The organism is Streptomyces sp. NBC_01260 (assembly GCF_036226405.1).
Taxonomy (GTDB): Bacteria; Actinomycetota; Actinomycetes; order Streptomycetales; family Streptomycetaceae; genus Streptomyces; species Streptomyces laculatispora.
Genome location: NZ_CP108464.1, coordinates 5,113,245 through 5,133,574, shown reverse-complemented (window position 1 = coordinate 5,133,574; position 20,330 = coordinate 5,113,245). Strand labels below are relative to the sequence as shown.

Genomic DNA, 20,330 nt, shown 5'->3' with positions numbered 1-20,330 from the left:
CTGGAAGGACGGGGCCGGCCGGTGTCCGCCCGGCGCCGTCACGCCCCGTCCTCCCGCATCGGCACCCGCACACCCTTGTCGGAGGCGACCGACTCCGCGATGTCGTACCCCGCGTCCACGTGCCGGATGACGCCCATGCCCGGGTCGTTCGTCAGCACCCGGCGGATCTTCTCGCCGGCCAGCTTCGTACCGTCGGCCACCGTCACCTGGCCCGCGTGGATGGAGCGACCCATGCCCACGCCGCCGCCGTGGTGGATGGAGACCCAGGACGCCCCCGACGCCACGTTGACCATCGCGTTCAGCAGCGGCCAGTCGGCGATCGCGTCGGACCCGTCGAGCATGGCCTCGGTCTCCCGGTACGGGGAGGCCACGGACCCGCAGTCCAGGTGGTCGCGCCCGATGGCCAGCGGTGCGGCCAGCTCACCGCTCGCCACCATGTCGTTGAACCGCTCGCCGGCCCGGTCCCGCTCGCCGTAGCCGAGCCAGCAGATGCGGGCGGGCAGCCCCTGGAACTGGACGCGCTCGCCGGCCATCTTGATCCAGCGGTGCAGCGACTCGTTCTCCGGGAAGAGTTCGAGCATCGCCTTGTCGGTCTTGTGGATGTCGGACGCCTCGCCGGACAGGGCCGCCCAGCGGAACGGGCCCTTGCCCTCGCAGAAGAGCGGCCGGATGTACGCGGGCACGAAGCCCGGGAAGTCGAAGGCCCGGCCGTAGCCCGCGAGCTGGGCCTCGCCGCGGATCGAGTTGCCGTAGTCGAAGACCTCGGCCCCCGCGTCCATGAAGCCGACCATCGCCTCGACGTGCTTCGCCATCGACTCACGGGCGCGCAGGGTGAAGTCGGCGGGCTTCTCGGTGGCGTAGTCGGCCATGTCGTCGAAGTCGACCCCGAGCGGCAGATAGGCGAGCGGGTCGTGCGCGCTGGTCTGGTCGGTGACGATGTCGACCGGGGCGCCCTCGGCGAGCATCCGCGGCAGCAGCTCCGCGGCGTTGCCGAGCAGGCCGATGGAGAGCGGCCTGCGCGCGTCCCGTGCCTCGACCGCGAGCTGGAGCGCGTGCTCCAGGGAGTCGGCGCGCACGTCCAGGAAGCGGTGCTCGATGCGGCGCTCGATGGCGCGCGGGTCGCAGTCGATACAGATCGCGACGCCGTCGTTCATCGTCACGGCGAGCGGCTGGGCGCCGCCCATGCCGCCGAGCCCGGCGGTCAGCGTGATCGTCCCGGCCAGCGTCCCGCCGAACTTCTTCGCGGCGACGGCGGCGAAGGTCTCGTACGTGCCCTGCAGGATGCCCTGGGTGCCGATGTAGATCCACGATCCGGCGGTCATCTGGCCGTACATGGTGAGCCCGAGCGCCTCCAGGCGGCGGAACTCCTCCCAGTTCGCCCAGTCGCCGACGAGGTTGGAGTTGGCGATCAGGACCCGCGGGGCCCACTCGTGCGTCTGCATGACGCCGACCGGCCGCCCGGACTGGACGAGCATCGTCTCGTCCTGCTTGAGCGTCTGCAGCGTGCGCACCATCGCGTCGAAGGAGCGCCAGTCGCGGGCCGCCTTGCCGGTGCCGCCGTAGACGACGAGCTTGTCGGGGTGCTCGGCGACCTCGGGGTCCAGGTTGTTCTGCAGCATCCGCAGCGCGGCTTCCTGCTGCCATCCCAGGGCGCTCAGGTCGGTACCGCGCGGTGCCCGTACGGGGCGGGGTCCTGACATGGCAATGCCTCCTCGCGACTGTGAATTTTCTATTCACATCTTGATCGGCTGAATAGCTCCAGTCAACAGGGCGGCGCACCCCGGTCCCGACCGGCGTCCGGACGGCCCCCCTCCGGCGTGCGGCGGGGCATTTTCCCACCGCCACCTGCATGTACCTGTGGAAAATGCCAGAACCTCCACCAGGCGTGAGCACGTTGCGTAACCTCAGGGTCACAGCCGCACGCAGCGTCGGAGGGGAGTCCGCGTGCCCGGAATCGACGAGTGCCTGCTCGACGCCATGAGACTGCCCGGTGCCCGTGGTGCCGCCGTGGTCGACTGGACGAGCGGTCTCGCCCTCGGCACCATCGGTGACTCGCCCAACGGCGATCACGAGGCCACCGCCGCCGAGACGGCCGAGGTGGCACGGATGGCGGCCGAGCAGCCCGCCTTCGCCCTCGGATTACCGCAGCCGCCAACCGCCGCCGACAGTACGGGTGTTACGGGAACGGCGTGCCCGGTCGAGGACGTCATCGTCACCACCCGGGCCGGGTACCACATCCTCCGGTTCGTCGAGACGGACTTCGACAGCAGCGTCTTCCTCCACCTGTGGCTGGACCGCGCGGAGGGCAATCTGGCCCTGGCCCGGATACGGCTGGGCGAGATGGCCGAGCGGCTGGTCCTGGCATGAGAACGACCGCCCCCGCGCCCTCCCCCGCCGCCGCGCTCTCGCCCATGCTCCAGCGCCTCGCCGCCGAACGGGCCACCGGCGCCCTGATGCGCGACCGCGGCACCCTCTACCTCGCCGACGGCAAGGTGGTGCACGCCGAGAGCCCGGCCACGCCCGGTATCGACGTCCTGCTCACCCGGGGCGGCGCGCTGCACCGCGACGGCTGGTGGGACGCGGTCGCCCAGGCGGGCGCCGGACAGCGGGTCGGCCGCTACCTCGTGGACAGCGGCCGGGTGGCGGGCGGCGCGCTGGAGCTGTGCCACCTGGGGGCGCTGTACGACGCGGCGTTCTTCGCCCTCGCCCCGACCCGGACCCCGGCCCGCTTCCGTTACGGGGTCGCCCACTGGATCGGCCCGGTCCGCCCCGTGCCCGTGGACGCCGTGCAGCGCGAGACGCTCCGGCGCCGCGAGCTGCTGGACCGGATCTGGCCCGATGCGGCGGGCGACAGCGCCCCGCTCGTACGGACCGGCCGCCCGCTCGACTCCCCCGTACCACCGCGCCAGCACCGGGTACTGGAGCGCGTGGACGGGGTGTGCACCGCGACGGACATCGCCCAGGAGCTGGGCAGATCGGCGTTCCACACCCTGGTCGACCTGCGCCGGCTGGCCGCCTCCGGGCTGGTGGAAGCGGTCCGGGAGCCGACCGGCCCGGCCGCCCCCGCGACCGCCCGGATCGAGCTGCCCGAGGTCACGGCCGATCCCGACGTCGCCCTGTTGCGCCGGCTCCGAGACGCATTGGAGGCCCTGTGATACGCGCGCTCAGACAGCGTGCCGGGAGGAGACAGCTGATGGTGCCCGAGGCCGAAGTCCAGAACGTCCTGGCCGAACTCCAGCGGCTGCGGGCGCGGGTGCCGCTCCTCGCCGGCGCCCTGGCGGCCAGCACCGACGGACTCGTTCTCGCCCATGACACCCCGGGGGTGGAGGCCGAAGGGGTCGCCGCACTGACCGCGGCCGCGCTCGGCGTCTCGATCCGGATGACGGAGGCGACCGGCCGGGGCGGCTTCCGCGAACTGCTCGTACGGGGCGAGACGGGCTACATCGCGGCGTACGCCGCGGGATCGTCGGCCGTACTGACGCTGCTGGCCGAGGACCGGATCAACGTCGGCAGGCTCCATCTGGAGGGCCGCCGGGCCGGCACCAGGATCGGTCAGCTCGTCGACGCCGCGCTGGAACGCACCCCGCAGCCGGCACCCGGCACACGGCCGCCCGGACCACGCACCCCGCAGGAGCCCGGCACCCTGCCCCACCGCACGACATGACGCGGCCGGCCGCCCCCTGACAACGCGGCCCGCCATCCGCACCGCACAGAGCCTCACCCCACAGAAACGGAACCGGTCATCGCGGCCGGTCAGGGAAAGGAATCAAGCACTCATGGCGAACACCGAAGCGTCACTGAAGGAAGCGATGACGTCCATCGAGGGCACCGTCGGTGTCGCCCTCGTCGACTACACGAGCGGCATGGCGCTGGGCACCCTCGGCGGCGGCAAGGAATTCAACCTGGAGGTCGCCGCGGCCGGCAACACCGACGTCGTACGCGCCAAGCTCCGCACCATGGAACACCTGGGCATCCAGGACGAGATCGAGGACATCCTGATCACCCTGGGCACCCAGTACCACCTGATCCGGTTGCTCAAGACCCGTGGCAGCAACGGCCTGTTCCTCTACCTGGTGCTGGACTCCAGCCGAGCCAACCTGGCCATGGCCCGCCACAAGCTGAAGAAGATCGAGGCCGATCTGGAGGTCTGACCGGCCGGTCAGCGGGAGCGCCGCGCCCCACCGGGCGCGGCGTCCCCCGCCACCGGCCCCGTCGTCCGGTACGCCTCGACCCGCTTGCCTGCGGGCCGCCCGCGCTCCACCCAGTCCGTACGGACCCAGTACAGGGCGTCGTCCCGGCGCTCCCGCTGCCCGATCCGGACGGCCTTGGCCCAGAGCCCGGCCCCGGCCCCCGCGAGCAGCAGCCCGCCCGCCCCGGGCAGCACGAACGCGCTCGCGACGGCCACGAGGAACGCCCCGAGCAGCCACCATCGGTGCCCGCGACGCCAGTTGCGTACCGTCACGGCCCGGTCCTGGAGGAAGTCGGCGCGGCCCGCCCGGGTGGCGCCCCGGGCGAGTGCGGTGTACCGCTTGCCGCGCGCCGAAGCCACGACGGCCATCGTGACCAGGAACAGCGCGGCCCCGGTCAGCAGTCCGATGCGCCGGCCGGTGAGCCCCGGCACCAGTGCCCCGATGGCCGCGGCGAGCAGCCCCGGCCACCACATCGGTGCCGCGCCGGCCCGTACGATCACGGCCACTCTCGCCAACGACTGCGCTCCGCGCCCCACGTCCGTACCCCTTCCGACGGGCCCTGTGCTCGTTCCGTGGGCGCAGATTAGGGGCCGTACATGAGCGATGCCTGAGAAACGGATCGAGGCGCGTGCCCGAGCGGCGCCCGGGACACGGATCAGGAGCCGGACCCGAGCGGCGACCGGGAGCCGTCGTGCTGCGCGGGGGCGCGCGTGGCCGCGCGGTTCACTCGATGAACAGGCCCCGCGCCGCCGCCCTCGCGTCGAACTCCTCCAGCCGCGCCTGCGCGTCCGGCAGGGCGTCGCACATGGACTCCAGGAGCACCCGCCCGAGCAGCATCGGGGCGCAGGCCGTGTCGAAGGCGAGCCCGGTCCCGACGGCGGCCGGGATCAGCAGATCGCTGTGGCCGGCCACCGGGGCGAAGGCGGAGTCCGCGACCGATACCACGGTCAGCCCCTGTTCCCGCGCGTACGCGAGGGCGTCCACGACCTCCCTCGGGTGGCGCGGCAGCGCGAAGCAGATCAGCGCACTGGCCCCGGCCCGGCGGGCGGCGTCGATCCGGTCGTGCAGCATGCTGCCGCCCTCGTCGAGCACCCGGACGTCGGGGTGGACCTTGGCGGCGAAGTACCCGAAGCCCCGGGCCTGCGAGGACGCGGCGCGCAGCCCGAGCACGGGCAGTGGACGCGAGGCGGCGAGCAGCCGCCCGGCCCGCTCGACCGGGCCCGGGTCGGCGAGCAGTTCGGCGAGGTGGCGCAGGTTCTCGATCTCGGCGAGCACCGCCTGCTGGTACTCGTTGTACGTGTCCTGCCCGGTGCCCGCGACAGGTCCGGCCGGGGTGACCTCGCGCAGATGTCTGCGCAGCGCGGGGTAGCCGTCGAAGCCGAGCGCCACGGCGAACCGGGTGACGGAGGGCTGGCTCACCCCGGCCAGCTCGGCCAGCTCGACGCTGGACAGGAACGGGGCGTCGCCGGCCCTTCGCACCATCGAGTGCGCGATGCGCCGCTGGGTGGGGGTGAGCCTGCGCCCCTCGAACAGCTGCTGCAACCTCGCGGCCGGGCTGCTCCCGCTCATCCTGTCCCCTCGGTAGATCCGTCGCGCCGCGGTCCGGCACCGACGAATCCATTCAGCCAGCAAGGCGTCTGCATGTCCATATGCAGACGGCCGCGTTCCGGCCCCGGCCCGGACGGCTCACAGAAGCTCCGCCCGCTGCCGGCTCGGCCTGCGCCGCCCCCAAGCCCGTCGCGGGCCTGCGGGGGAGCGGTGATCACTCCTGGATCAATCACGGCCTTCGGTGTCCGGCGGACCGGCGGCCCGGCGGCCCGCTACCGTACGCGCGTAACCGTCCCGTGACCATCATCAACCTGCTGCGGCGCGGGCCGTAGCAGCCGGCCCGCCGATTCGGCGGCGGGAGGCCGGGGAGCGGGCCGGGGAACCAGGCGACGGCCCCCACGAGTTCCTCGCGTCGGCGTCTCAGCGCCGGAACAGGACGATCACCCGCCCGGCAGGGGAGGAGCCGGTGTGCCTCCCTCTCCGGGCAGTCCCGCCCCCGCGGCCGGCACAGCGCCGATCCCCCGTACAAACAGGGGGGTTAGCCCCACTGACCCGGCCGCCCCGGCTTCGTACCGTAGGGATATGGACGCACCCGACACCGAGCTCAAGAAGGAACTCGACGCCACCCTTCAGGCCCGCAGCGAGCTGGGGGCCGAGTACGAGTCCGCGCTCGTCGAGTCGTTCCTGGAGAAGGTGGAGCAGCGGCTCGACAGCACGCTCGACCGGCGGGTCAGGCGTCATCTCGCGGAGCAGCAGATCGTCGTCGCCCGGGGGGCGAGTTCGCCGGAGCCCCCCGCGGGGCACTTCGGTGAGCAGTACGGATTCGCGATCATCTCGCTGGTCCTGGCCATCCCGCTGTCGGCCATCGGTGTCGCCAACGCGGGCATCCAGGGGCTGGTCGTGGCCTGGCTCGGGATCGTCGGTGTCAACGCCTTCCAGGTCGCCCGCGGCGGGCGGCTCTTCCGGCGCCGGGACGTCGAGGGGCAGAAGTCCGACTGGGAGGACTGAGCGGCGGCGGGAACCGGACGGCCTCGGACCGGAGAGCGGGACGGCGCGGCGGTCCCCGTGCACAGATGTATCGCGGAGACCGCCGCACCCCCGGTTTCCCAGGGGGCGGGACGACGGCGGTCCCCGCGAGGGACGCGGTCCGGGTCAGGGCCGGTCTCGCATCCGGGCGACAGTGGAGGTCCGGGAGCCGCTCCGTAGTCCGTGTCGCCGTACAGGTGCCGGCGGGTTTCCCTGCCGACACCCACCAATCTGCCCGAGCCGTGTTAAGCCGGTGCTGCGGGTACGTGTCGCGCTCGTACCGTTTTCGCGAAGCCCGCGCGCGGGCTCCTCCCGCGGGCCCGGCCTGCGTCTTCTCCCGCGGGCCCGGTCTACGGCTTGGTGACCGCTGCCGCGTCCTTGGCGAGGAAGGCCAGCAGGTCCTGCCTGCTGACCACGCCCTTGGGCTTGCCCTCCACCAGCACGATCGCCGCGTCCGCCGCGCCCGTACCGCCGAGCACCGCCATCAGGTCCTCGACCGGTTCGCCGGAGCCGACCTGCGGCAGCGGCAACGACATGTGCTTCTCCAGCGGGTCGGTGAGCGAGGCGCGCTGGGCGAAGAGCGCGTTCAGCAGGTCCCGCTCGACCACCGAGCCGATGACCTCGGCGGCCATGACGTCCGGATGGCCCGCGCCCGGCTTCACGATCGGCATCTGCGAGACGCCGTACTCGCGCAGGACGTCGATCGCCTCGCCGACGGTCTCCTCCGGGTGCATGTGGACGAGCGTCGGGATCGGGCCCTCCTTGTAGTCGAGGACGTCCGCGACGCGTGCGGAGGGACCGGTGTCCTCCAGGAAGCCGTAGTCCGCCATCCATTCGTCGTTGAAGATCTTGCTCAGGTAGCCGCGCCCGCTGTCCGGGAGCAGGACGACGACCACGTCGTCCGGCCCCAGCCGCTTCGCGACCTCCAGGGCGCCGACGACCGCCATGCCGCAGGAGCCGCCGACCAGCAGGCCCTCCTCCTTGGCGAGCCGGCGGGTCATCTGGAAGGAGTCCTTGTCGGACACGGCGACGATCTCGTCGGTGACCGTCCGGTCGTACGCCGTCGGCCAGAAGTCCTCGCCGACGCCCTCGACCAGATACGGCCGGCCGGAGCCGCCCGAGTAGACCGATCCCTCCGGGTCCGCGCCGATGACCTTGACCGCGCCGCCGCTGGCGTCCTTCAGATAGCGGCCGGTGCCGCTGATCGTGCCGCCGGTGCCGACCCCCGCCACGAAGTGGGTGATCTTCCCGTCCGTCTGCTCCCACAGCTCGGGACCGGTGGTCTCGTAGTGGGAGCGCGGGTTGTTCGGGTTGGAGTACTGGTCGGGCTTCCAGGCTCCGGGCGTCTCACGGACCAGCCGGTCGGAGACGTTGTAGTAGGAGTCCGGGTGGTCGGGGTCGACCGCCGTCGGGCAGACGACGACCTCGGCCCCGTAGGCGCGCAGCACATTGATCTTGTCCGTGGACACCTTGTCCGGGCAGACGAAGATGCACTTGTAGCCCTTCTGCTGCGCGACGATCGCCAGGCCGACGCCCGTGTTGCCGCTCGTCGGCTCGACGATCGTGCCTCCGGGCTGCAGCTCGCCGCTCTGTTCGGCGGCCTCGATCATGCGAAGGGCGATCCGGTCCTTGACCGAGCCGCCGGGGTTGAAGTACTCGACCTTGGCCAGGACCGTCGCCTGGATGCCGGCCGTCACACTGCGCAGCCTCACCAGCGGGGTGTTGCCTACGAGGCTGATCATCGAATCGTGGAATTGCACCGTGTACTCCGGGGTCTCCGAGATGGTGCGGCAAGAGTATGCGTACGGGGGCGGGAATGGGCGAAGCGATTGAACGACGGTGCCTTGGGGGCAGTTAGCTCTGTGTACGGCGGTATCGGCCTCCCCCACGACGCCGCAGGCAATCGTGGGGGAGGCCGCAGGGCAACGAGGAGGTGGACCGGACTGTGTCGAGAGCGAGGGTGGCACGGCGGATCGCGGCGGGCGCGGCCTACGGCGGCGGCAGCGTCGGGCTGCTGGGCGCTGCGGCGGTAGGCGTCGTGCTGGCGGAGGTTCAGCTGGCGAAGCGGCTGGTGGGCGGCGGCAGCGCACCGGTCCCGCCGAGTGCGGACGGGCGGTACGGAGTGGCGTTCGCCGGAGGGTCGGCCCCGCTGCAACTGGTGCTGCTGGGGGATTCCACGGCGGCCGGGCAGGGCGTACGGCGGGCCGGGCAGACACCCGGGGCGCTGCTGGCCTCGGGGCTGGCGGCCGTCTCGGAGCGGCCGGTGGATCTGCGCAATGTCGCGCAGCCGGGAGCCCGGTCGGACGATCTGGAGCGGCAGGTCTCACTGCTGCTGGCGGATCCGTCCCGGGCCCCGGACATCTGCGTGATCATGATCGGGGCGAACGATGTGACGCACCGGATGCCCGCGACGCAGTCGGTGCGCTGTCTGACCACGGCGGTGCGCAGGCTGCGTACGTCGGGGGCCGAGGTGGTGGTCGGCACCTGCCCGGACCTGGGCACGATCGAGCCGGTCTACCAGCCGCTGCGGTGGCTGGCCCGGCGGGCGAGCCGGCAGCTGGCGGCGGCGCAGACGATCGGTTCGGTGGAGCAGGGCGGGCGCACGGTGTCGCTGGGCGACCTGCTGGGCCCGGAGTTCGAGGCGAACCCGCGGGAGCTGTTCGGCCCGGACAACTACCACCCCTCGGCCGAGGGCTACGCGACGGCCGCGATGGCGCTGCTGCCGACCGTCTGCGCGGTGCTCGGGCTGTGGCCGGAGTCCGACCGCCTGGAGGGCGCCCGGCGCGAGGACATGCTGCCGGTGGCCAAGGCGGCCTCCCAGGCGGCCAGGGAGGCCGGTACGGAGGTGACCGGGGCGCGGGCACCCTGGGCGCTCCTCAAGCACCGCAGGCGGCGGCGTCTGCCCGCGGCCACGGAACCGCATCCGCATCCGCAGCTGGGGCCGCCCGGGGAGCAGGGCGGCTCCACCCGGGTGGACCGGCGTCCGGGCACCGACACGGGCACCTCGCCCCGGCACGTATGAGCGGGGTGCCGCACCGCCACCACGACCACCGCCAGCACCGCCACGGTCACCGCCGGCTGACTGAGCGGTCGCTTAGAAAAGAGGCCCGCATCACACGCCCTGTCGGGTGACCTCAGCAGTACGTCCGGGTAACTTCCAGAGCAGTCCAGCCAGACAGCCTTCCAGCCCTCATGGAGCCGCGTGATGCCCGAAGCCGTGATCGTCTCTGCTGCCCGTTCCCCCATCGGCCGGGCCTTCAAGGGCTCGCTGAAGGACCTGCGGTCGGACGACCTGACCGCCACGATCATCCAGACCGCACTGGCCAAGGTCCCCGAGCTGGACCCCAAGGACATCGACGACCTGATGCTCGGCTGCGGCCTCCCCGGCGGCGAGCAGGGCAACAACCTGGGCCGCATCATCGCCGTACAGATGGGGATGGACCACCTTCCCGGCTGCACGGTCACCCGCTACTGCTCCTCTTCCCTGCAGACCAGCCGCATGGCGCTGCACGCCATCAAGGCCGGCGAGGGCGACGTGTTCATCTCGGCCGGTGTCGAGATGGTGTCCCGGTTCGCCAAGGGCAACTCCGACAGCTGGCCGGACACCCACAACCCGCTGTTCGCCGACGCCGAGGCCCGCACCGCGGCCCGCGCCGAGGAGTCCGGTGCGAGCTGGCACGACCCGCGCGAGGACGGTCTGGTGCCGGACGCCTACATCTCGATGGGGCAGACCGCGGAGAACCTGGCCCGGACCAAGGGCGTCACCCGCCAGGACATGGACGAGTTCGGCGTCCGGTCGCAGAACCTGGCCGAGGAAGCCCTCAAGAACGGCTTCTGGGAGCGCGAGATCACCCCGGTGACGACGCCGGACGGCACGGTGGTCTCCAAGGACGACGGTCCGCGTGCGGGCGTCACCCTGGAGGGCGTGCAGGGCCTGAAGCCGGTCTTCCGCCCCGACGGCCTGGTCACCGCGGGCAACTGCTGCCCGCTCAACGACGGCGCCGCGGCGCTGGTGATCATGTCCGACACCAAGGCGCGTGAGCTGGGTCTGACCCCGCTGGCCCGGATCGTCTCCACCGGTGTCAGTGGCCTCTCCCCCGAGATCATGGGCTACGGACCGGTCGAGGCGAGCAGGCAGGCGCTGAAGCGGGCCGGGCTGAGCATCGACGACATCGACCTGGCCGAGATCAACGAGGCCTTCGCCGCCCAGGTGATCCCGTCCTACCGTGACCTCGGCCTGCCGCTGGACAAGGTCAACGTCAACGGTGGCGCCATCGCCGTCGGCCACCCCTTCGGCATGACCGGCGCGCGGATCACCGGCACGCTGATCAACAGCCTGCAGTTCCACGACAAGCAGTTCGGCCTGGAGACGATGTGCGTGGGCGGCGGCCAGGGCATGGCGATGGTCATCGAGCGACTGAGCTGAGCATCGCCGCGTCCCGCTGAACGCGTCGGCGACCGGCCGCGCACGGCCGGAAGGGGCCTGCCACCGGGCCCGCCCGCCGGGCCCTTCGGGCCTTTCGGGCCTTCCGGACCGGCCTGCGTGGCCGGTTCCGAGCCCCGACCGTGACCGAATCTCCCCCAGGATGTGACCTATCTCCTGGGGGAGAGTCATTCCCGCAGGTCACACCCACATCAGGGCTAAACCTCAGGCACAAAGACCTGTCCAATTCGTGACGTAATGCACTGACACATGGTGCCGGTACAGGCCAAGCTGATGTAGGAAGTCGGGGGATCGATTGAAACCGGGAGTATGTCAGTGAGCGCCATGCCTCTTGCCCTGTTGCTGACCACCGCCGCTGCCACGGCCGTGGGCGCCGCTGCTCTGCACGCCGCTCACGGGCTGAGTAAGCAGGTATCGGCCCTTCGAAGGGAGCTGGCCGACGGCCGCGCCCAGGCCGCCACCGTCCCCGCCCAGAGCCGTAACGACGCCACCCCTGCCGCGGAAATACGCGCGGCGGTCGCCGAGGCGCTGGCCGAGGAGCGGGAGCGCGAGCTCGCCGAGGCGCGGGCCTTCTGGGCCTCGCAGGAGGCGCGCGACGCCGCCGACGCCCCGTCCCTGCTGGGCGGTCTGGCCGGGATCGGCGAGGACGCCCCGTTCTTCATGCCGCGCCAGGCGGACTTCGCCGGCCTGGAGGCGATGGACCTCGACGCCGCCGAGGCGCTGGAGGAGCTGACGGAACTGGCCGAGCTGGCCGACATCACCGAGTTCCCCGAGATCGCGGAGTTCGCCGAGGACTCCCCCGAGCTGGCCGCGGCCCGTCGCCGCCATCCCTCGCACCCCGACTTCGTGCCGGTGCAGACACCCGTTGTCACCGATCACGAGCGTACGGTGAACCGTCTGGAAGAGCTCGCCGACAGCCGTACGGAACTCTCCGACGTGCGGCCCGGCCCGCTCGGCACCCTCGACGTCTACGTCTTCGCCGACGGCACCACGCTCTGCATGACCCCCGGCCACCGGGAGACGGCCGAGCGGCTGGCCGAGTCGCTGCGGTCCGGTGAGCACCCGGTGCTGCTGGGCGGTTCCGGGGTCTCCGGTGCGTACGCGCTGACGTTCTCGTGCGGCAGGGAGAACGTGTACATACTGGCCGACCGCGTCATCGCGAGCTTCTAGCCCGCGGACCGGTCGTCCGGCCCCTCCCCCGGCACAGTGACCCTCGCCGGCCGCTGCCCCGGCACACCGCACGCAACGAGCGCCCATCGCCTGTTGCCTAGGCGAACGCCCGCGCGCTCGCTTCCTCGACGAACTGCACGGCCTCGTCCAGCTCCGCCGGCGGGGCCATTTCCAGTGCCACGGCCAGATCCCGCCCCGCGACCGCGAGTTGGTCGCCGATCGCGAATATCCCGGCGTCCGGCATGGTCCTCGGCTCCCGGTCCGGCGTCTCGATGCGCTGAGCCCGCACCGCCAATTGCCTGGCCACGGCCAGCCCTTCGGCCGCCGCTCCCCGCTGCAGCCTGCTCTGCGGGGCGGCACGCAGCCGGTCGGCGAATCGGTCCACGGCAATGATCAGGGGCGTCGTATCGAGCACTCCGCGACCCTACGCGCCCCTCCGGGACGGTTGCCAACGGGCCGACGCTCAGGCACGGTGCCGAAAAGGACCAGTACCGCGCACAACGCCTCGGAGGCGCCGATGTCCCGGGTCTCCTCCGAAGAGGCCCATCGCCATCTGCTCTCCAGAATCCCGCACTGCACCGGTCGTGAGATCTCCGACCGGCTCCGCACCGTCGAGGACGGCCCCGCTCTCCGCTTCGAGGAGAAGGTCAGCCGGCTGCGGAGCGAACACGACCTCGCCCATGGACACGCGAAGGCGATCATCCACGAGTACGACCTGCGAAGAGCGGCCCGCCGACTTCTGTAGCCCCCGTCACCGCGATACGTGAACGGCCCGCAGGCTCCGTCGAGGGAGCCTGCGGGCCGTTCGCGTTTCGCGGCGGATCCGATGATCCGACGGGTCTAGTCGTCGCCGCTGAGGATGGAGAGCAGGCGCAGCATCTCCAGGTAGATCCACACCAGGGTCATGGTGAGGCCGAAGGCCGCCAGCCAGGACTCCTCGCGGGGGGCGCCGTACGCGATGCCGTCCTCGACCTGCTTGAAGTCCAGGGCCAGGAAGCACGCGCCGAGGACGATGCCGATGACACCGAAGAGGATGCCGAGGCCGCCGCTGCGGAAGCCGAGGCCGTCACCGCCGCCGAAGGCGGCGAACAGCAGGTTGACCACCATCAGGAGCATGAAGCCCATGGCGGCCGCCATCACGAAGCCGTAGAACCGGCGGGTGACGCGGATCCAGCGCATCTTGTACGCGAACAGCACACCGGCGAAGACACACATGGTGCCCATCACCGCCTGCATCACGACGCCCGGTCCGATGTACGTGCTGACCGCGCTGGAGATGACCCCGAGGAACACGCCCTCGAAGGCCGCGTACGCGATGATCAGCGCGGGGACCGGGGTGCGCTTGAAGGACTGGACGAGCGACAGCACGAAGGCGATCAGCGCGGCGCCGATCGCGATGCCGTACGACTTGTTGAGGTTGGCCTCGTCGACCGGGAGCAGAGCCCAGGCGACGGCGGCACCGGCCACGACCGTGCCCAGCGTCAGCGCCGTACGGGTGACGACGTCGTCGATCGTCATCACACCGGAACGCGCCGGCGCCTGCGGGGCGCCGTACTGGGCGTCCGGCTGGGCGTAGGGGTTGGTGGCGTATGGGTTGGCACCCGCTACTGGGGCCCCGGCCTGCGGTGCCGCGTTGAAGTTCGCGTAACCGTTGTCGCGGCTGAAGCCCCGTCGCGAGAAGACCGGGTTGCTGCTCCTCATCTCACTCCTCCATGGCCACCCTGCGCGGCCTTGGGACAAGAGTAATGGGTAGGCAAAACAAACTCCCTAGTGCCAGGGGAGGATCTTTCCCCGATCCTCCTCAGGGGCCGGACGGCGGACCCGGCGGTGGGAATACCCCGGCCGCGCACGGCCCCTGATCAGGGCGCGGGCCGTCCGGCGAGGAGATCGCCGGCGCCGGTGCGCCGGTTGACGACACGCCGGCCGACTCTCGTACCGGAGATCAGGCCGGCGTCGCGCAGGACGGCCAGGTGCCCTCCGACGGTGCCGAGCGACTGGCTGAAGTGGAGGGCGAGTTCGGTGCTGGTGGCAGGGCGTTCCAGCTCGTGGAGCACGGCGGCGCGGCCGGTGCCGATCAGCCGTTCCAGGGCGTGGGCGGGCTCCGGCCGGCCGGTGGCGGCGGCAGCGGACGCGCGGGCCGGGTAGACCAGGGGCGTACCGGGCGGGCTGCTCCTCGGAGAGCCAGGTGCCGCTCGTCACACAGACCGGCACGAACAGCATTCCGTCCTCGCCGACGACGCGGTCCGGTCCGGGCTGGTCGCTGAAGCGGATCGCGTCCGCGCCGACCCAGGCGCTGCGGCGGTTCATCTGCTGGAGGGCGCGGGGCCAGCCGTAGGCGGCCAGCAGTCCCGCCCGGTGGCTGACGTCCCGTTCCAGCAGCGCCCGGCGGCGCGGCCAGTCCGGACCGCGTCGCCGGGGCGGCCGGCATCGTCTCCGCCGCCGCAGCCACCCTCCCCCTGGCCTCCCGCGCGGTACGCCACTTGCCCCGGGCCGGGCCCCGTGAGTGACCGCACCACAAGCGCGACAGAGAGATGTGCGTCACATTGAATGGTGTTACGTCTCGCCGAGCTGGTCCGTCGAAGAGGTACAGGCACCAAGAATCTGCAAGGGAGTGCACCATGAACGCCCGTTTGAATCCCTTCGACAGCCCGGTCGCGGCCAAGGCCCTCAAGCACATCATCGCCGCCGGCAACGCGCTCTCGGAGTCCACGCTGCCGCTCGCGACGCAGGAGCTGGTGAAGCTCCGCGCCAGCCAGATCAACGGCTGCGCCGGATGCCTCGACATGCACACGAAGGAGGCCGCGCACGCCGGGGAGACCCAGCTGCGCCTCAATCTGGTCGCGGCCTGGCGGGAGGCCACCGTCTTCACCGACGCCGAGCGCGCCGCCCTGGAGCTGGCGGAGCAGGGCACCCGTATCGCCGACGCGGCCGGTGGCGTCCCGGACGAGGTCTGGGCGAACGCCGCCAAGCACTACGACGACGACCAGCTCGCCGCCCTGGTGCTTGTCATCGCCGCCATCAACGCCTTCAACCGCCTGAACGTGATCACCCAGCAGCCCGCGGGCGACTACGAGGTCGGCCGGCACGGATAGCGCGAAGCGTCCCCGGACGAGCGGTACGCCGAGCACGGGAGGCCTTGGTGCCTCCCGTGCTCGTCAGGAGAACAGGTTCTCCGGGAAGCCGGTCAGGAACATCACCAGCACGAGCCCCATCAGGACCAGGGCGACGACCCCCTCGGTCAGGGCCGCGCGCGGGCTGCCGGCCAGCGTGGCGGTGCGCTTCGGATCGGCGGGGTCGTATCGCACCGTGACCCGCGCGCCCTCGATGAAGCGCCGGTTGCCGCCGTCCTGGAACTCGACCCACTCACCGTTCTGCGCGGTGAACGCGAAGACGTGCCAGGCCCGCCGGTCGTTCGACGAGCCGGTCGCCGAGTCGCGCTCGTACACACGGATGCAGCGCGCCGGCGCGGAGACACCGGAGCGCGCTCCGCGCAGCTGCTGGGCGGTCCGCCCCAGGGACCTGAGCGCCACCAGGGCGACCACACCGATCAGTACGTACGACGTGTTCATGGATTCCTTGGTCCGTCGAAGCCTGCCTTGATTGCTTCTAGCCGTTGCGCAGCCTGTCGGCGAGGAAGCCCACCGCACAGCCCACCAGCAGAACCGCCAGCTGAACCAGGAAGGTGATGACCGTGAGGTCGCCTCCCTGGGACACGTAGATCACCAGTTGCAGGGCGACGGCGGGCGCGAACGCGGCGAGGCCGTGCCGTACGCGCGAATCCCGTGAGGGCGAACGGTGCAGCGCGGCGGCGGCCCAGGTGCCGAGCGCGATGCAGACAGCGGACGGCAGGTGCAGGAACAGGATGGTACGGGCGGGCGAGGCCACGTTCGACGGGTCGTCGCCCGCCACCCAGTCCCATACGACCACCGCGACGCCCAGCTCCGTGATCAGGGTCACCAGGATGCCCGCGGCCCAGGGCAGCATCAGGTCGAACAGCCGGGGCCTGTCACCGGCGGGGGCGGGAGCGTACCCGCGGGATGCGTCAGATCGGGGCATTCGACTGCCTCTTCGTCGTCGGCCGGCGCTCGGGCACTACTTCACCTCGATGCTGTCGACGATCTTCGTCCGGTCGGCGTCGCTCAGCTTGCCCGCCTGGGCGTCGATGCGTACGGAGTAGATCTTGCCCTTGGAGTCGACGCCGGTGATGACCACGCCGTTGACCTCGGCGCCCTTCGGGGGCGACTGCGGCACACCCGTACCGGTGTAGCTGAAGTCGATGCGCTTCGCGCCCTTCGCACCCTTGATGTCGGCGTCCTTGGTGTCCTTCACCTCGGTGGTCGCCATGAGGAGGGCCCTGCCGACCGAGGCCGCGTCGTCCCCGTTCGAGGCGTTTGCGAAGCCGCTCTGGATCGACACCTTGACCGTGGGCCGGTCGCCCTCGGTACGGAGAGCCGCGGCGTCGTTGAGCTTGCCGAGCTCCGCCTTGCCCTGCTCGGTGAGACCGGCCGGGTAGGAGAGCGACACGGTCGGTCCCGACAGCTCCTTCCAGCCGCTGGGCGCGGCCGGTGCGTCCTTCTCCTCCGAGCCGCACCCGGAGAGTGCCAGACCGGCGGTGAGGACAGCGGTCGTGACGGCGACGGCCTGCACCGTCCGGCGGAGGGAACGGTAGGTCATGATCACGTCTCCTAGTACTGATCGATCAGTTCGCACAGTAGCTGTACGGGACGAAGGAGCGCTGCCCGTTGGCGGGAGCCCCCAGGAACTCGGCCTTCTGCAGGTTCTTCTCGCTCTCGGAGCTGGTGTAGGCGCCGTTGATGCCCGCCACCTCCAGATTGACGTCGAGACCGATCTCCTCGGACGAGGAGGAACCGTCGTACTCCTGCTTGCTGACCTGGCCGTGCTGGAACGCGTAGTGGCCGAACGGGTCGTCGGTACCGGGGTCCTCGGTCGGGACCGGCGTGCCGGTGAACAGGTAGTTGAACGCACTGTTCATGCCCTGCCCGGAGAACATCTGGGCCTTGATGCGGTCGGACTCCGCCGGGGAGAGGTTCTTGTCGTCCAGCGGAACCGTGGTCGTGACGACCTGGGTGGTCGTCCCGCCGCCCTTCTTGTTGCCGTTGACGTCCCCCTTGAGGCCGGCGTTGGCCTCTGCCTTCCCCTCAAGGGTCCGCGTCATCGTGATGCTCTTCAGCTTGCCGGTCTTGCTGTCGACCGTGACGGTGATGGCGCCCGTCGCCGAGCCGTTGGCCTCGGCACCGGCCTTGGCCGGTCCGGCCTCTCCCTTCGCGTACGCGCCACCGGTGGCCTTGGCCTGGTAGGTGTACGCGTCGGTGTTGTTGATGTGGTTCTGCGTCAGGGTGACCTCCTGGGCCTCGGAGATCTTGACGCCCGCCTCGATGGTGGCGCCCGGCTTGGGGGCCGAGGTGGTCGTGCCGTCGGGGTTGGTCGTGTCCGGGGCGTTCATCCCCGCGCCGAACTGGAACCCGGCCTGAGCGGCGACCTCCAGGCTCAGCTTCTGGGTGGTGATGTGCTTGTTGCCGAGCTTGTCCTCGATGTTCTTCTTGAGGCGGCTCTCCTTGGCCCTCGGCCCCTTGCCGAACCAGCTGGCGACCTCGGTGGCGCCGCCCACGACCGGGCTGAGATTGGAGAGCTTGTTCAGCCGGTTGAGCTTCTTGTACTCCTGGAGGTCCTTGCGGAACTGGTCGGCTTCCTTCTGGCTGTTGAACACCCAGGTATCGCCCGTGGTTACCGTGAGACCGGCACCGATCTCGACCTTGTCCTTGCCCACATCGCCGATCTTGACGCGGGCCTTGGGCTTCTCCGTACCCTTCACCGAGGCGGCATCCGTGAAGGTGAGCGAGACCTGCTCGTCCTTGCCGTCGATCTTTCCGTCTTTATTGACGTCGGTCTTGGCCTTGGACGTCGTTTCCTCGAAGCCGAATTCGCCGCCGAACTCAATACCGAGCGTCTCGAACGAGACGCCTATCTTGCCGCCCTGCGTACCGGACTTCGTGACCGTCGCACAAGTGATGGGCTCGAAATCGGCGTTGGGATCGCCGCCCGCCTCAGTACCCTTGCCCGTGTCGCACCCGCCGCTGCCGCCGCCGATCGATGCGACAAGGCAGTGGATCCGGTGGCTGATCTGCCCGCCCAGACCGGCCACCGCCATACCGCCGACAAGGGAGACGACGACCAGAATGGTGCCGAGGTACTCGAACGCCGTGGCACCCCGGTCACCCCGTCTGTTGCTGGGTATGGGCTCCCGATACCTCGTCCGCGGCATGGCTTGTCCTCCCGTATGGCCCTAGGGCAGGGAGGCTATGAGAGGTGCGCCTGATACGGCACGGGCCCGTGGGCCCAATCCAGGTCCCAATTCGCAGACGCCACCGGGTCGATGGGACCCGCCCCGCGGACAAAGAGGGCGGTGCGTGGCGGGTTGCACGGATGGCGTCACGCAGCGTGGCGACGGGCCGTGGCATCCGGCCTCCGGGGCCGCCATGCCACGTCGCACGACTTGGCCGGTTCGCATCGCATCGCGCGGCATCGCGCCGCGCCGCTCCGCGCCGCGAGAACGGCCCGCCGGAGAGCCGGCGGACCGTCACGGAAGCCAACCCACAACCCACGTTCACGGTTCATGATTCATGGAAATGGACGGATTGGCGCTTGCCGTCTTGATGCCTTGACGCCTTGATACTGAAAACGCCTTGACGCTTTGTCGAACCGTCACCTCGACGGGAATTCACCGAAGGGCGGACAACTCACATCCGCGGACGCGGCTGACTGCTGCGCGCCGCCATCGCCAGCGCCACGACCCAGCCAACCAGGGTCCAGCCCAGAAACAGATTCAGCACAAGTACGGAGCCACTGTTCGACACCCCTCGCGCGAAAGCGATAATGGTCGGCAGAAAATAGGCCACCACTATGACGACTATGAGCGCTAACCCGCCAATTGACATCACACTCATATGACCCCCCACTACGACCGGATGAGGAAGTCCATTCTCCACAGCCGCCACCGGTTGTCCACAGCGCGTCAGCCATGATCACCGAAGGGTGACCGGCCTCCGCCGCGAGGAACCTCGGCGCCGGAGGCGCTGCCCGATGCGTTGCCGTCCATGCCCGCAGCCCAGGGCTGGCCCGTAGTCCATGGCGGGGGTGTGCCGTCAGCGACGGTCCGGGCGCTGCTCACAACAGTGATGCGGTGTCACGGCACACCGTTGGTGCGGTGTCACGGACGCCCTGTCTCGCCGACCGCCCGGATTCCGGCGCAGAGCAGGCGCACGCTGCGGACGAACTTCTCGTCCGGGCCGTGGACAGCCGCCGCGGCCACGGTCATCGGGAAGCGCCGGTGGAGTTCGGCGACGTCCTCGGCGCTGACATCGATGGCGGGCGACTCGCTCTGTTCCTGGAGCACGTACCCGGTGATGTGGCTGAACACCGTGTCGCCGGCGATGCCCAGGTGCTCGTCCTGGATACCGGCGTCCCTCAGCGTCCGCAGCAGCCGCTCCATGAGGGACAGTGCTCCGGTGCTGAGCACCTTCGGACTGTCGGCGAACATGACCGCGCCGCCTGGATGCCTCAGCAGGCTCCGCCGGAGCGAGACGGCCTGGGCCTCGACCCGCTCCGGCCACCCGGCCCCGTCCGGCAGTGCGGCCAGCGCGGCGCTGCCCGCGTCGTAGGCCTGCTGAGCCAGCCGGTCGGCCATCAGCTGGAGCAGAGCGCTCTTGTTGGGCACGTGGTAGTACATGCTGCCGGCGTGCACGTCGAGCCGCTTCGCCACCTGCCGCATGGACAACCCGTGGTAGCCGGCTTCGGCGAACACCGCCATGCCGGCGTCGATGATCCGGTCTGTGCTCAGCTTCATGAGACCCACTGTAGCCGACTTTCAAACATCGTTTGAAAATTGACGGAGACGCGCCTACTGTCATCACCGACGGGAATCAAACAGCGTT

23 protein-coding genes are annotated in these 20,330 nt (G+C 70.7%); 10 read left to right on the top strand and 13 right to left on the bottom strand.

The window, feature by feature from the left end:
- Window positions 1–38: 38 nt before the first annotated feature.
- Entirely contained in the window at window positions 39–1,700 is a 1,662-nt protein-coding gene (gene hutU, locus OG322_RS22840; protein WP_123459728.1) for a urocanate hydratase, read from the bottom strand.
- Window positions 1,701–1,944: 244 nt separating this feature from the next.
- On the opposite strand from hutU, the gene OG322_RS22835 reads away from it, so the two are divergent.
- The 4 genes from OG322_RS22835 to OG322_RS22820 all read left to right on the top strand — a co-directional run bounded on the left by OG322_RS22835 (window position 1,945) and on the right by OG322_RS22820 (window position 4,151).
- Window positions 1,945–2,367 (top strand): hypothetical protein, encoded by a 423-nt coding sequence (locus OG322_RS22835; protein ID WP_124284181.1) that lies wholly within the window; start codon window positions 1,945–1,947, stop codon window positions 2,365–2,367.
- Window positions 2,364–3,155: a MarR family transcriptional regulator gene (locus OG322_RS22830; protein ID WP_123459730.1), complete on the top strand. Its 792-nt coding sequence runs from the start codon at window positions 2,364–2,366 to the stop codon at window positions 3,153–3,155. The genes OG322_RS22835 and OG322_RS22830 overlap by 4 nt, the downstream gene beginning before the upstream one ends.
- A 38-nt stretch (window positions 3,156–3,193) precedes the next feature.
- Window positions 3,194–3,664 carry a roadblock/LC7 domain-containing protein gene (locus OG322_RS22825; protein ID WP_123459731.1) on the top strand — a complete coding sequence of 157 codons (471 nt, stop codon included), beginning with the start codon at window positions 3,194–3,196 and terminating at the stop codon, window positions 3,662–3,664.
- Between the two features lie 112 nt (window positions 3,665–3,776).
- The gene (locus tag OG322_RS22820) at window positions 3,777–4,151 is read left to right on the top strand and encodes a hypothetical protein (protein ID WP_123459732.1); all 375 of its coding nucleotides are present in this window, start codon (window positions 3,777–3,779) and stop codon (window positions 4,149–4,151) included.
- 8 nt (window positions 4,152–4,159) lie between these two features.
- Here OG322_RS22820 and OG322_RS22815 read toward each other — a convergent pair whose 3' ends face one another.
- Both OG322_RS22815 and OG322_RS22810 read right to left on the bottom strand, forming a co-directional pair.
- Window positions 4,160–4,696 (bottom strand): hypothetical protein, encoded by a 537-nt coding sequence (locus OG322_RS22815; RefSeq protein ID WP_123459733.1) that lies wholly within the window; start codon window positions 4,694–4,696, stop codon window positions 4,160–4,162.
- Between the two features lie 217 nt (window positions 4,697–4,913).
- Complete coding sequence (locus OG322_RS22810; RefSeq protein ID WP_123459734.1) at window positions 4,914–5,759, bottom strand: MurR/RpiR family transcriptional regulator; 846 nt, start codon at window positions 5,757–5,759, stop codon at window positions 4,914–4,916.
- Window positions 5,760–6,320: 561 nt separating this feature from the next.
- On the opposite strand from OG322_RS22810, the gene OG322_RS22805 reads away from it, so the two are divergent.
- Entirely contained in the window at window positions 6,321–6,746 is a 426-nt protein-coding gene (locus OG322_RS22805) for a hypothetical protein (protein ID WP_123459735.1), read from the top strand.
- 368 nt (window positions 6,747–7,114) lie between these two features.
- Here OG322_RS22805 and OG322_RS22800 read toward each other — a convergent pair whose 3' ends face one another.
- The gene (locus tag OG322_RS22800; RefSeq protein WP_123459736.1) at window positions 7,115–8,524 is read right to left on the bottom strand and encodes a cystathionine beta-synthase; all 1,410 of its coding nucleotides are present in this window, start codon (window positions 8,522–8,524) and stop codon (window positions 7,115–7,117) included.
- A 200-nt stretch (window positions 8,525–8,724) separates the two neighbouring features.
- Here OG322_RS22800 and OG322_RS22795 point away from each other — a divergent pair, with 200 nt between their 5' ends.
- From OG322_RS22795 to OG322_RS22785, 3 genes are all read left to right on the top strand, one after another.
- Window positions 8,725–9,786, top strand: coding sequence for an SGNH/GDSL hydrolase family protein (locus tag OG322_RS22795; RefSeq protein WP_123459737.1), 1,062 nt, complete (start codon window positions 8,725–8,727; stop codon window positions 9,784–9,786).
- A 183-nt stretch (window positions 9,787–9,969) separates the two neighbouring features.
- Window positions 9,970–11,190 (top strand): acetyl-CoA C-acetyltransferase, encoded by a 1,221-nt coding sequence (locus OG322_RS22790; protein WP_123459738.1) that lies wholly within the window; start codon window positions 9,970–9,972, stop codon window positions 11,188–11,190.
- A 327-nt stretch (window positions 11,191–11,517) separates the two neighbouring features.
- Window positions 11,518–12,378, top strand: a complete 861-nt coding sequence (locus OG322_RS22785; protein ID WP_185095293.1) for a hypothetical protein — start codon at window positions 11,518–11,520, stop codon at window positions 12,376–12,378.
- Between the two features lie 97 nt (window positions 12,379–12,475).
- On the opposite strand, the gene OG322_RS22780 is transcribed toward OG322_RS22785, so the two are convergent.
- Complete coding sequence (locus OG322_RS22780; protein ID WP_123459740.1) at window positions 12,476–12,793, bottom strand: hypothetical protein; 318 nt, start codon at window positions 12,791–12,793, stop codon at window positions 12,476–12,478.
- 102 nt (window positions 12,794–12,895) lie between these two features.
- On the opposite strand from OG322_RS22780, the gene OG322_RS22775 reads away from it, so the two are divergent.
- On the top strand, window positions 12,896–13,123 hold the full coding sequence (locus tag OG322_RS22775) for a DUF4287 domain-containing protein (protein ID WP_124285175.1): 228 nt from the start codon (window positions 12,896–12,898) through the stop codon (window positions 13,121–13,123).
- Window positions 13,124–13,218: 95 nt separating this feature from the next.
- Here OG322_RS22775 and OG322_RS22770 read toward each other — a convergent pair whose 3' ends face one another.
- Window positions 13,219–14,079 carry a Bax inhibitor-1/YccA family protein gene (locus tag OG322_RS22770; RefSeq protein WP_123459742.1) on the bottom strand — a complete coding sequence of 287 codons (861 nt, stop codon included), beginning with the start codon at window positions 14,077–14,079 and terminating at the stop codon, window positions 13,219–13,221.
- A gap of 158 nt (window positions 14,080–14,237) precedes the next feature.
- Window positions 14,238–14,432 carry an ArsR family transcriptional regulator gene (locus OG322_RS22765; protein WP_329306861.1) on the bottom strand — a complete coding sequence of 65 codons (195 nt, stop codon included), beginning with the start codon at window positions 14,430–14,432 and terminating at the stop codon, window positions 14,238–14,240.
- A gap of 564 nt (window positions 14,433–14,996) precedes the next feature.
- Between OG322_RS22765 and OG322_RS22760 the strand changes: the two genes are divergently transcribed.
- Complete coding sequence (locus OG322_RS22760; protein ID WP_329306860.1) at window positions 14,997–15,470, top strand: carboxymuconolactone decarboxylase family protein; 474 nt, start codon at window positions 14,997–14,999, stop codon at window positions 15,468–15,470.
- Window positions 15,471–15,533: 63 nt separating this feature from the next.
- On the opposite strand, the gene OG322_RS22755 is transcribed toward OG322_RS22760, so the two are convergent.
- The 6 genes from OG322_RS22755 to OG322_RS22730 all read right to left on the bottom strand — a co-directional run bounded on the left by OG322_RS22755 (window position 15,534) and on the right by OG322_RS22730 (window position 20,242).
- Window positions 15,534–15,947, bottom strand: a complete 414-nt coding sequence (locus OG322_RS22755) for a DUF3592 domain-containing protein (protein ID WP_329306859.1) — start codon at window positions 15,945–15,947, stop codon at window positions 15,534–15,536.
- Between the two features lie 37 nt (window positions 15,948–15,984).
- On the bottom strand, window positions 15,985–16,434 hold the full coding sequence (locus OG322_RS22750) for a hypothetical protein (RefSeq protein ID WP_329306858.1): 450 nt from the start codon (window positions 16,432–16,434) through the stop codon (window positions 15,985–15,987).
- A 36-nt stretch (window positions 16,435–16,470) separates the two neighbouring features.
- Window positions 16,471–17,052 carry a hypothetical protein gene (locus OG322_RS22745; RefSeq protein WP_123459747.1) on the bottom strand — a complete coding sequence of 194 codons (582 nt, stop codon included), beginning with the start codon at window positions 17,050–17,052 and terminating at the stop codon, window positions 16,471–16,473.
- Between the two features lie 25 nt (window positions 17,053–17,077).
- Window positions 17,078–18,661, bottom strand: a complete 1,584-nt coding sequence (locus tag OG322_RS22740) for a hypothetical protein (protein WP_123459748.1) — start codon at window positions 18,659–18,661, stop codon at window positions 17,078–17,080.
- Between the two features lie 475 nt (window positions 18,662–19,136).
- Window positions 19,137–19,295 (bottom strand): superinfection immunity protein, encoded by a 159-nt coding sequence (locus OG322_RS22735; RefSeq protein ID WP_241199993.1) that lies wholly within the window; start codon window positions 19,293–19,295, stop codon window positions 19,137–19,139.
- A gap of 311 nt (window positions 19,296–19,606) precedes the next feature.
- Window positions 19,607–20,242 (bottom strand): TetR/AcrR family transcriptional regulator, encoded by a 636-nt coding sequence (locus OG322_RS22730; RefSeq protein ID WP_123461991.1) that lies wholly within the window; start codon window positions 20,240–20,242, stop codon window positions 19,607–19,609.
- Between the last annotated feature and the right edge of the window lie 88 nt (window positions 20,243–20,330).

What these genes read in the sequence shown, in the direction of transcription:
- hutU (WP_123459728.1), bottom strand. Translation starts at nt 1,700, where the DNA reads ATGTCAGGACCCCGCCCCGTACGGGCACCGCGCGGTACCGACCTGAGC.
- OG322_RS22830 (WP_123459730.1), top strand. Translation starts at nt 2,364, where the DNA reads ATGAGAACGACCGCCCCCGCGCCCTCCCCCGCCGCCGCGCTCTCGCCC.
- OG322_RS22825 (WP_123459731.1), top strand. Translation starts at nt 3,194, where the DNA reads ATGGTGCCCGAGGCCGAAGTCCAGAACGTCCTGGCCGAACTCCAGCGG.
- OG322_RS22820 (WP_123459732.1), top strand. Translation starts at nt 3,777, where the DNA reads ATGGCGAACACCGAAGCGTCACTGAAGGAAGCGATGACGTCCATCGAG.
- OG322_RS22810 (WP_123459734.1), bottom strand. Translation starts at nt 5,759, where the DNA reads ATGAGCGGGAGCAGCCCGGCCGCGAGGTTGCAGCAGCTGTTCGAGGGG.
- OG322_RS22805 (WP_123459735.1), top strand. Translation starts at nt 6,321, where the DNA reads ATGGACGCACCCGACACCGAGCTCAAGAAGGAACTCGACGCCACCCTT.
- OG322_RS22790 (WP_123459738.1), top strand. Translation starts at nt 9,970, where the DNA reads ATGCCCGAAGCCGTGATCGTCTCTGCTGCCCGTTCCCCCATCGGCCGG.
- OG322_RS22785 (WP_185095293.1), top strand. Translation starts at nt 11,518, where the DNA reads ATGTCAGTGAGCGCCATGCCTCTTGCCCTGTTGCTGACCACCGCCGCT.
- OG322_RS22775 (WP_124285175.1), top strand. Translation starts at nt 12,896, where the DNA reads ATGTCCCGGGTCTCCTCCGAAGAGGCCCATCGCCATCTGCTCTCCAGA.
- OG322_RS22770 (WP_123459742.1), bottom strand. Translation starts at nt 14,079, where the DNA reads ATGAGGAGCAGCAACCCGGTCTTCTCGCGACGGGGCTTCAGCCGCGAC.
- OG322_RS22760 (WP_329306860.1), top strand. Translation starts at nt 14,997, where the DNA reads ATGAACGCCCGTTTGAATCCCTTCGACAGCCCGGTCGCGGCCAAGGCC.
- OG322_RS22755 (WP_329306859.1), bottom strand. Translation starts at nt 15,947, where the DNA reads ATGAACACGTCGTACGTACTGATCGGTGTGGTCGCCCTGGTGGCGCTC.
- OG322_RS22750 (WP_329306858.1), bottom strand. Translation starts at nt 16,434, where the DNA reads ATGCCCCGATCTGACGCATCCCGCGGGTACGCTCCCGCCCCCGCCGGT.
- OG322_RS22745 (WP_123459747.1), bottom strand. Translation starts at nt 17,052, where the DNA reads ATGACCTACCGTTCCCTCCGCCGGACGGTGCAGGCCGTCGCCGTCACG.
- OG322_RS22740 (WP_123459748.1), bottom strand. Translation starts at nt 18,661, where the DNA reads ATGCCGCGGACGAGGTATCGGGAGCCCATACCCAGCAACAGACGGGGT.
- OG322_RS22730 (WP_123461991.1), bottom strand. Translation starts at nt 20,242, where the DNA reads ATGAAGCTGAGCACAGACCGGATCATCGACGCCGGCATGGCGGTGTTC.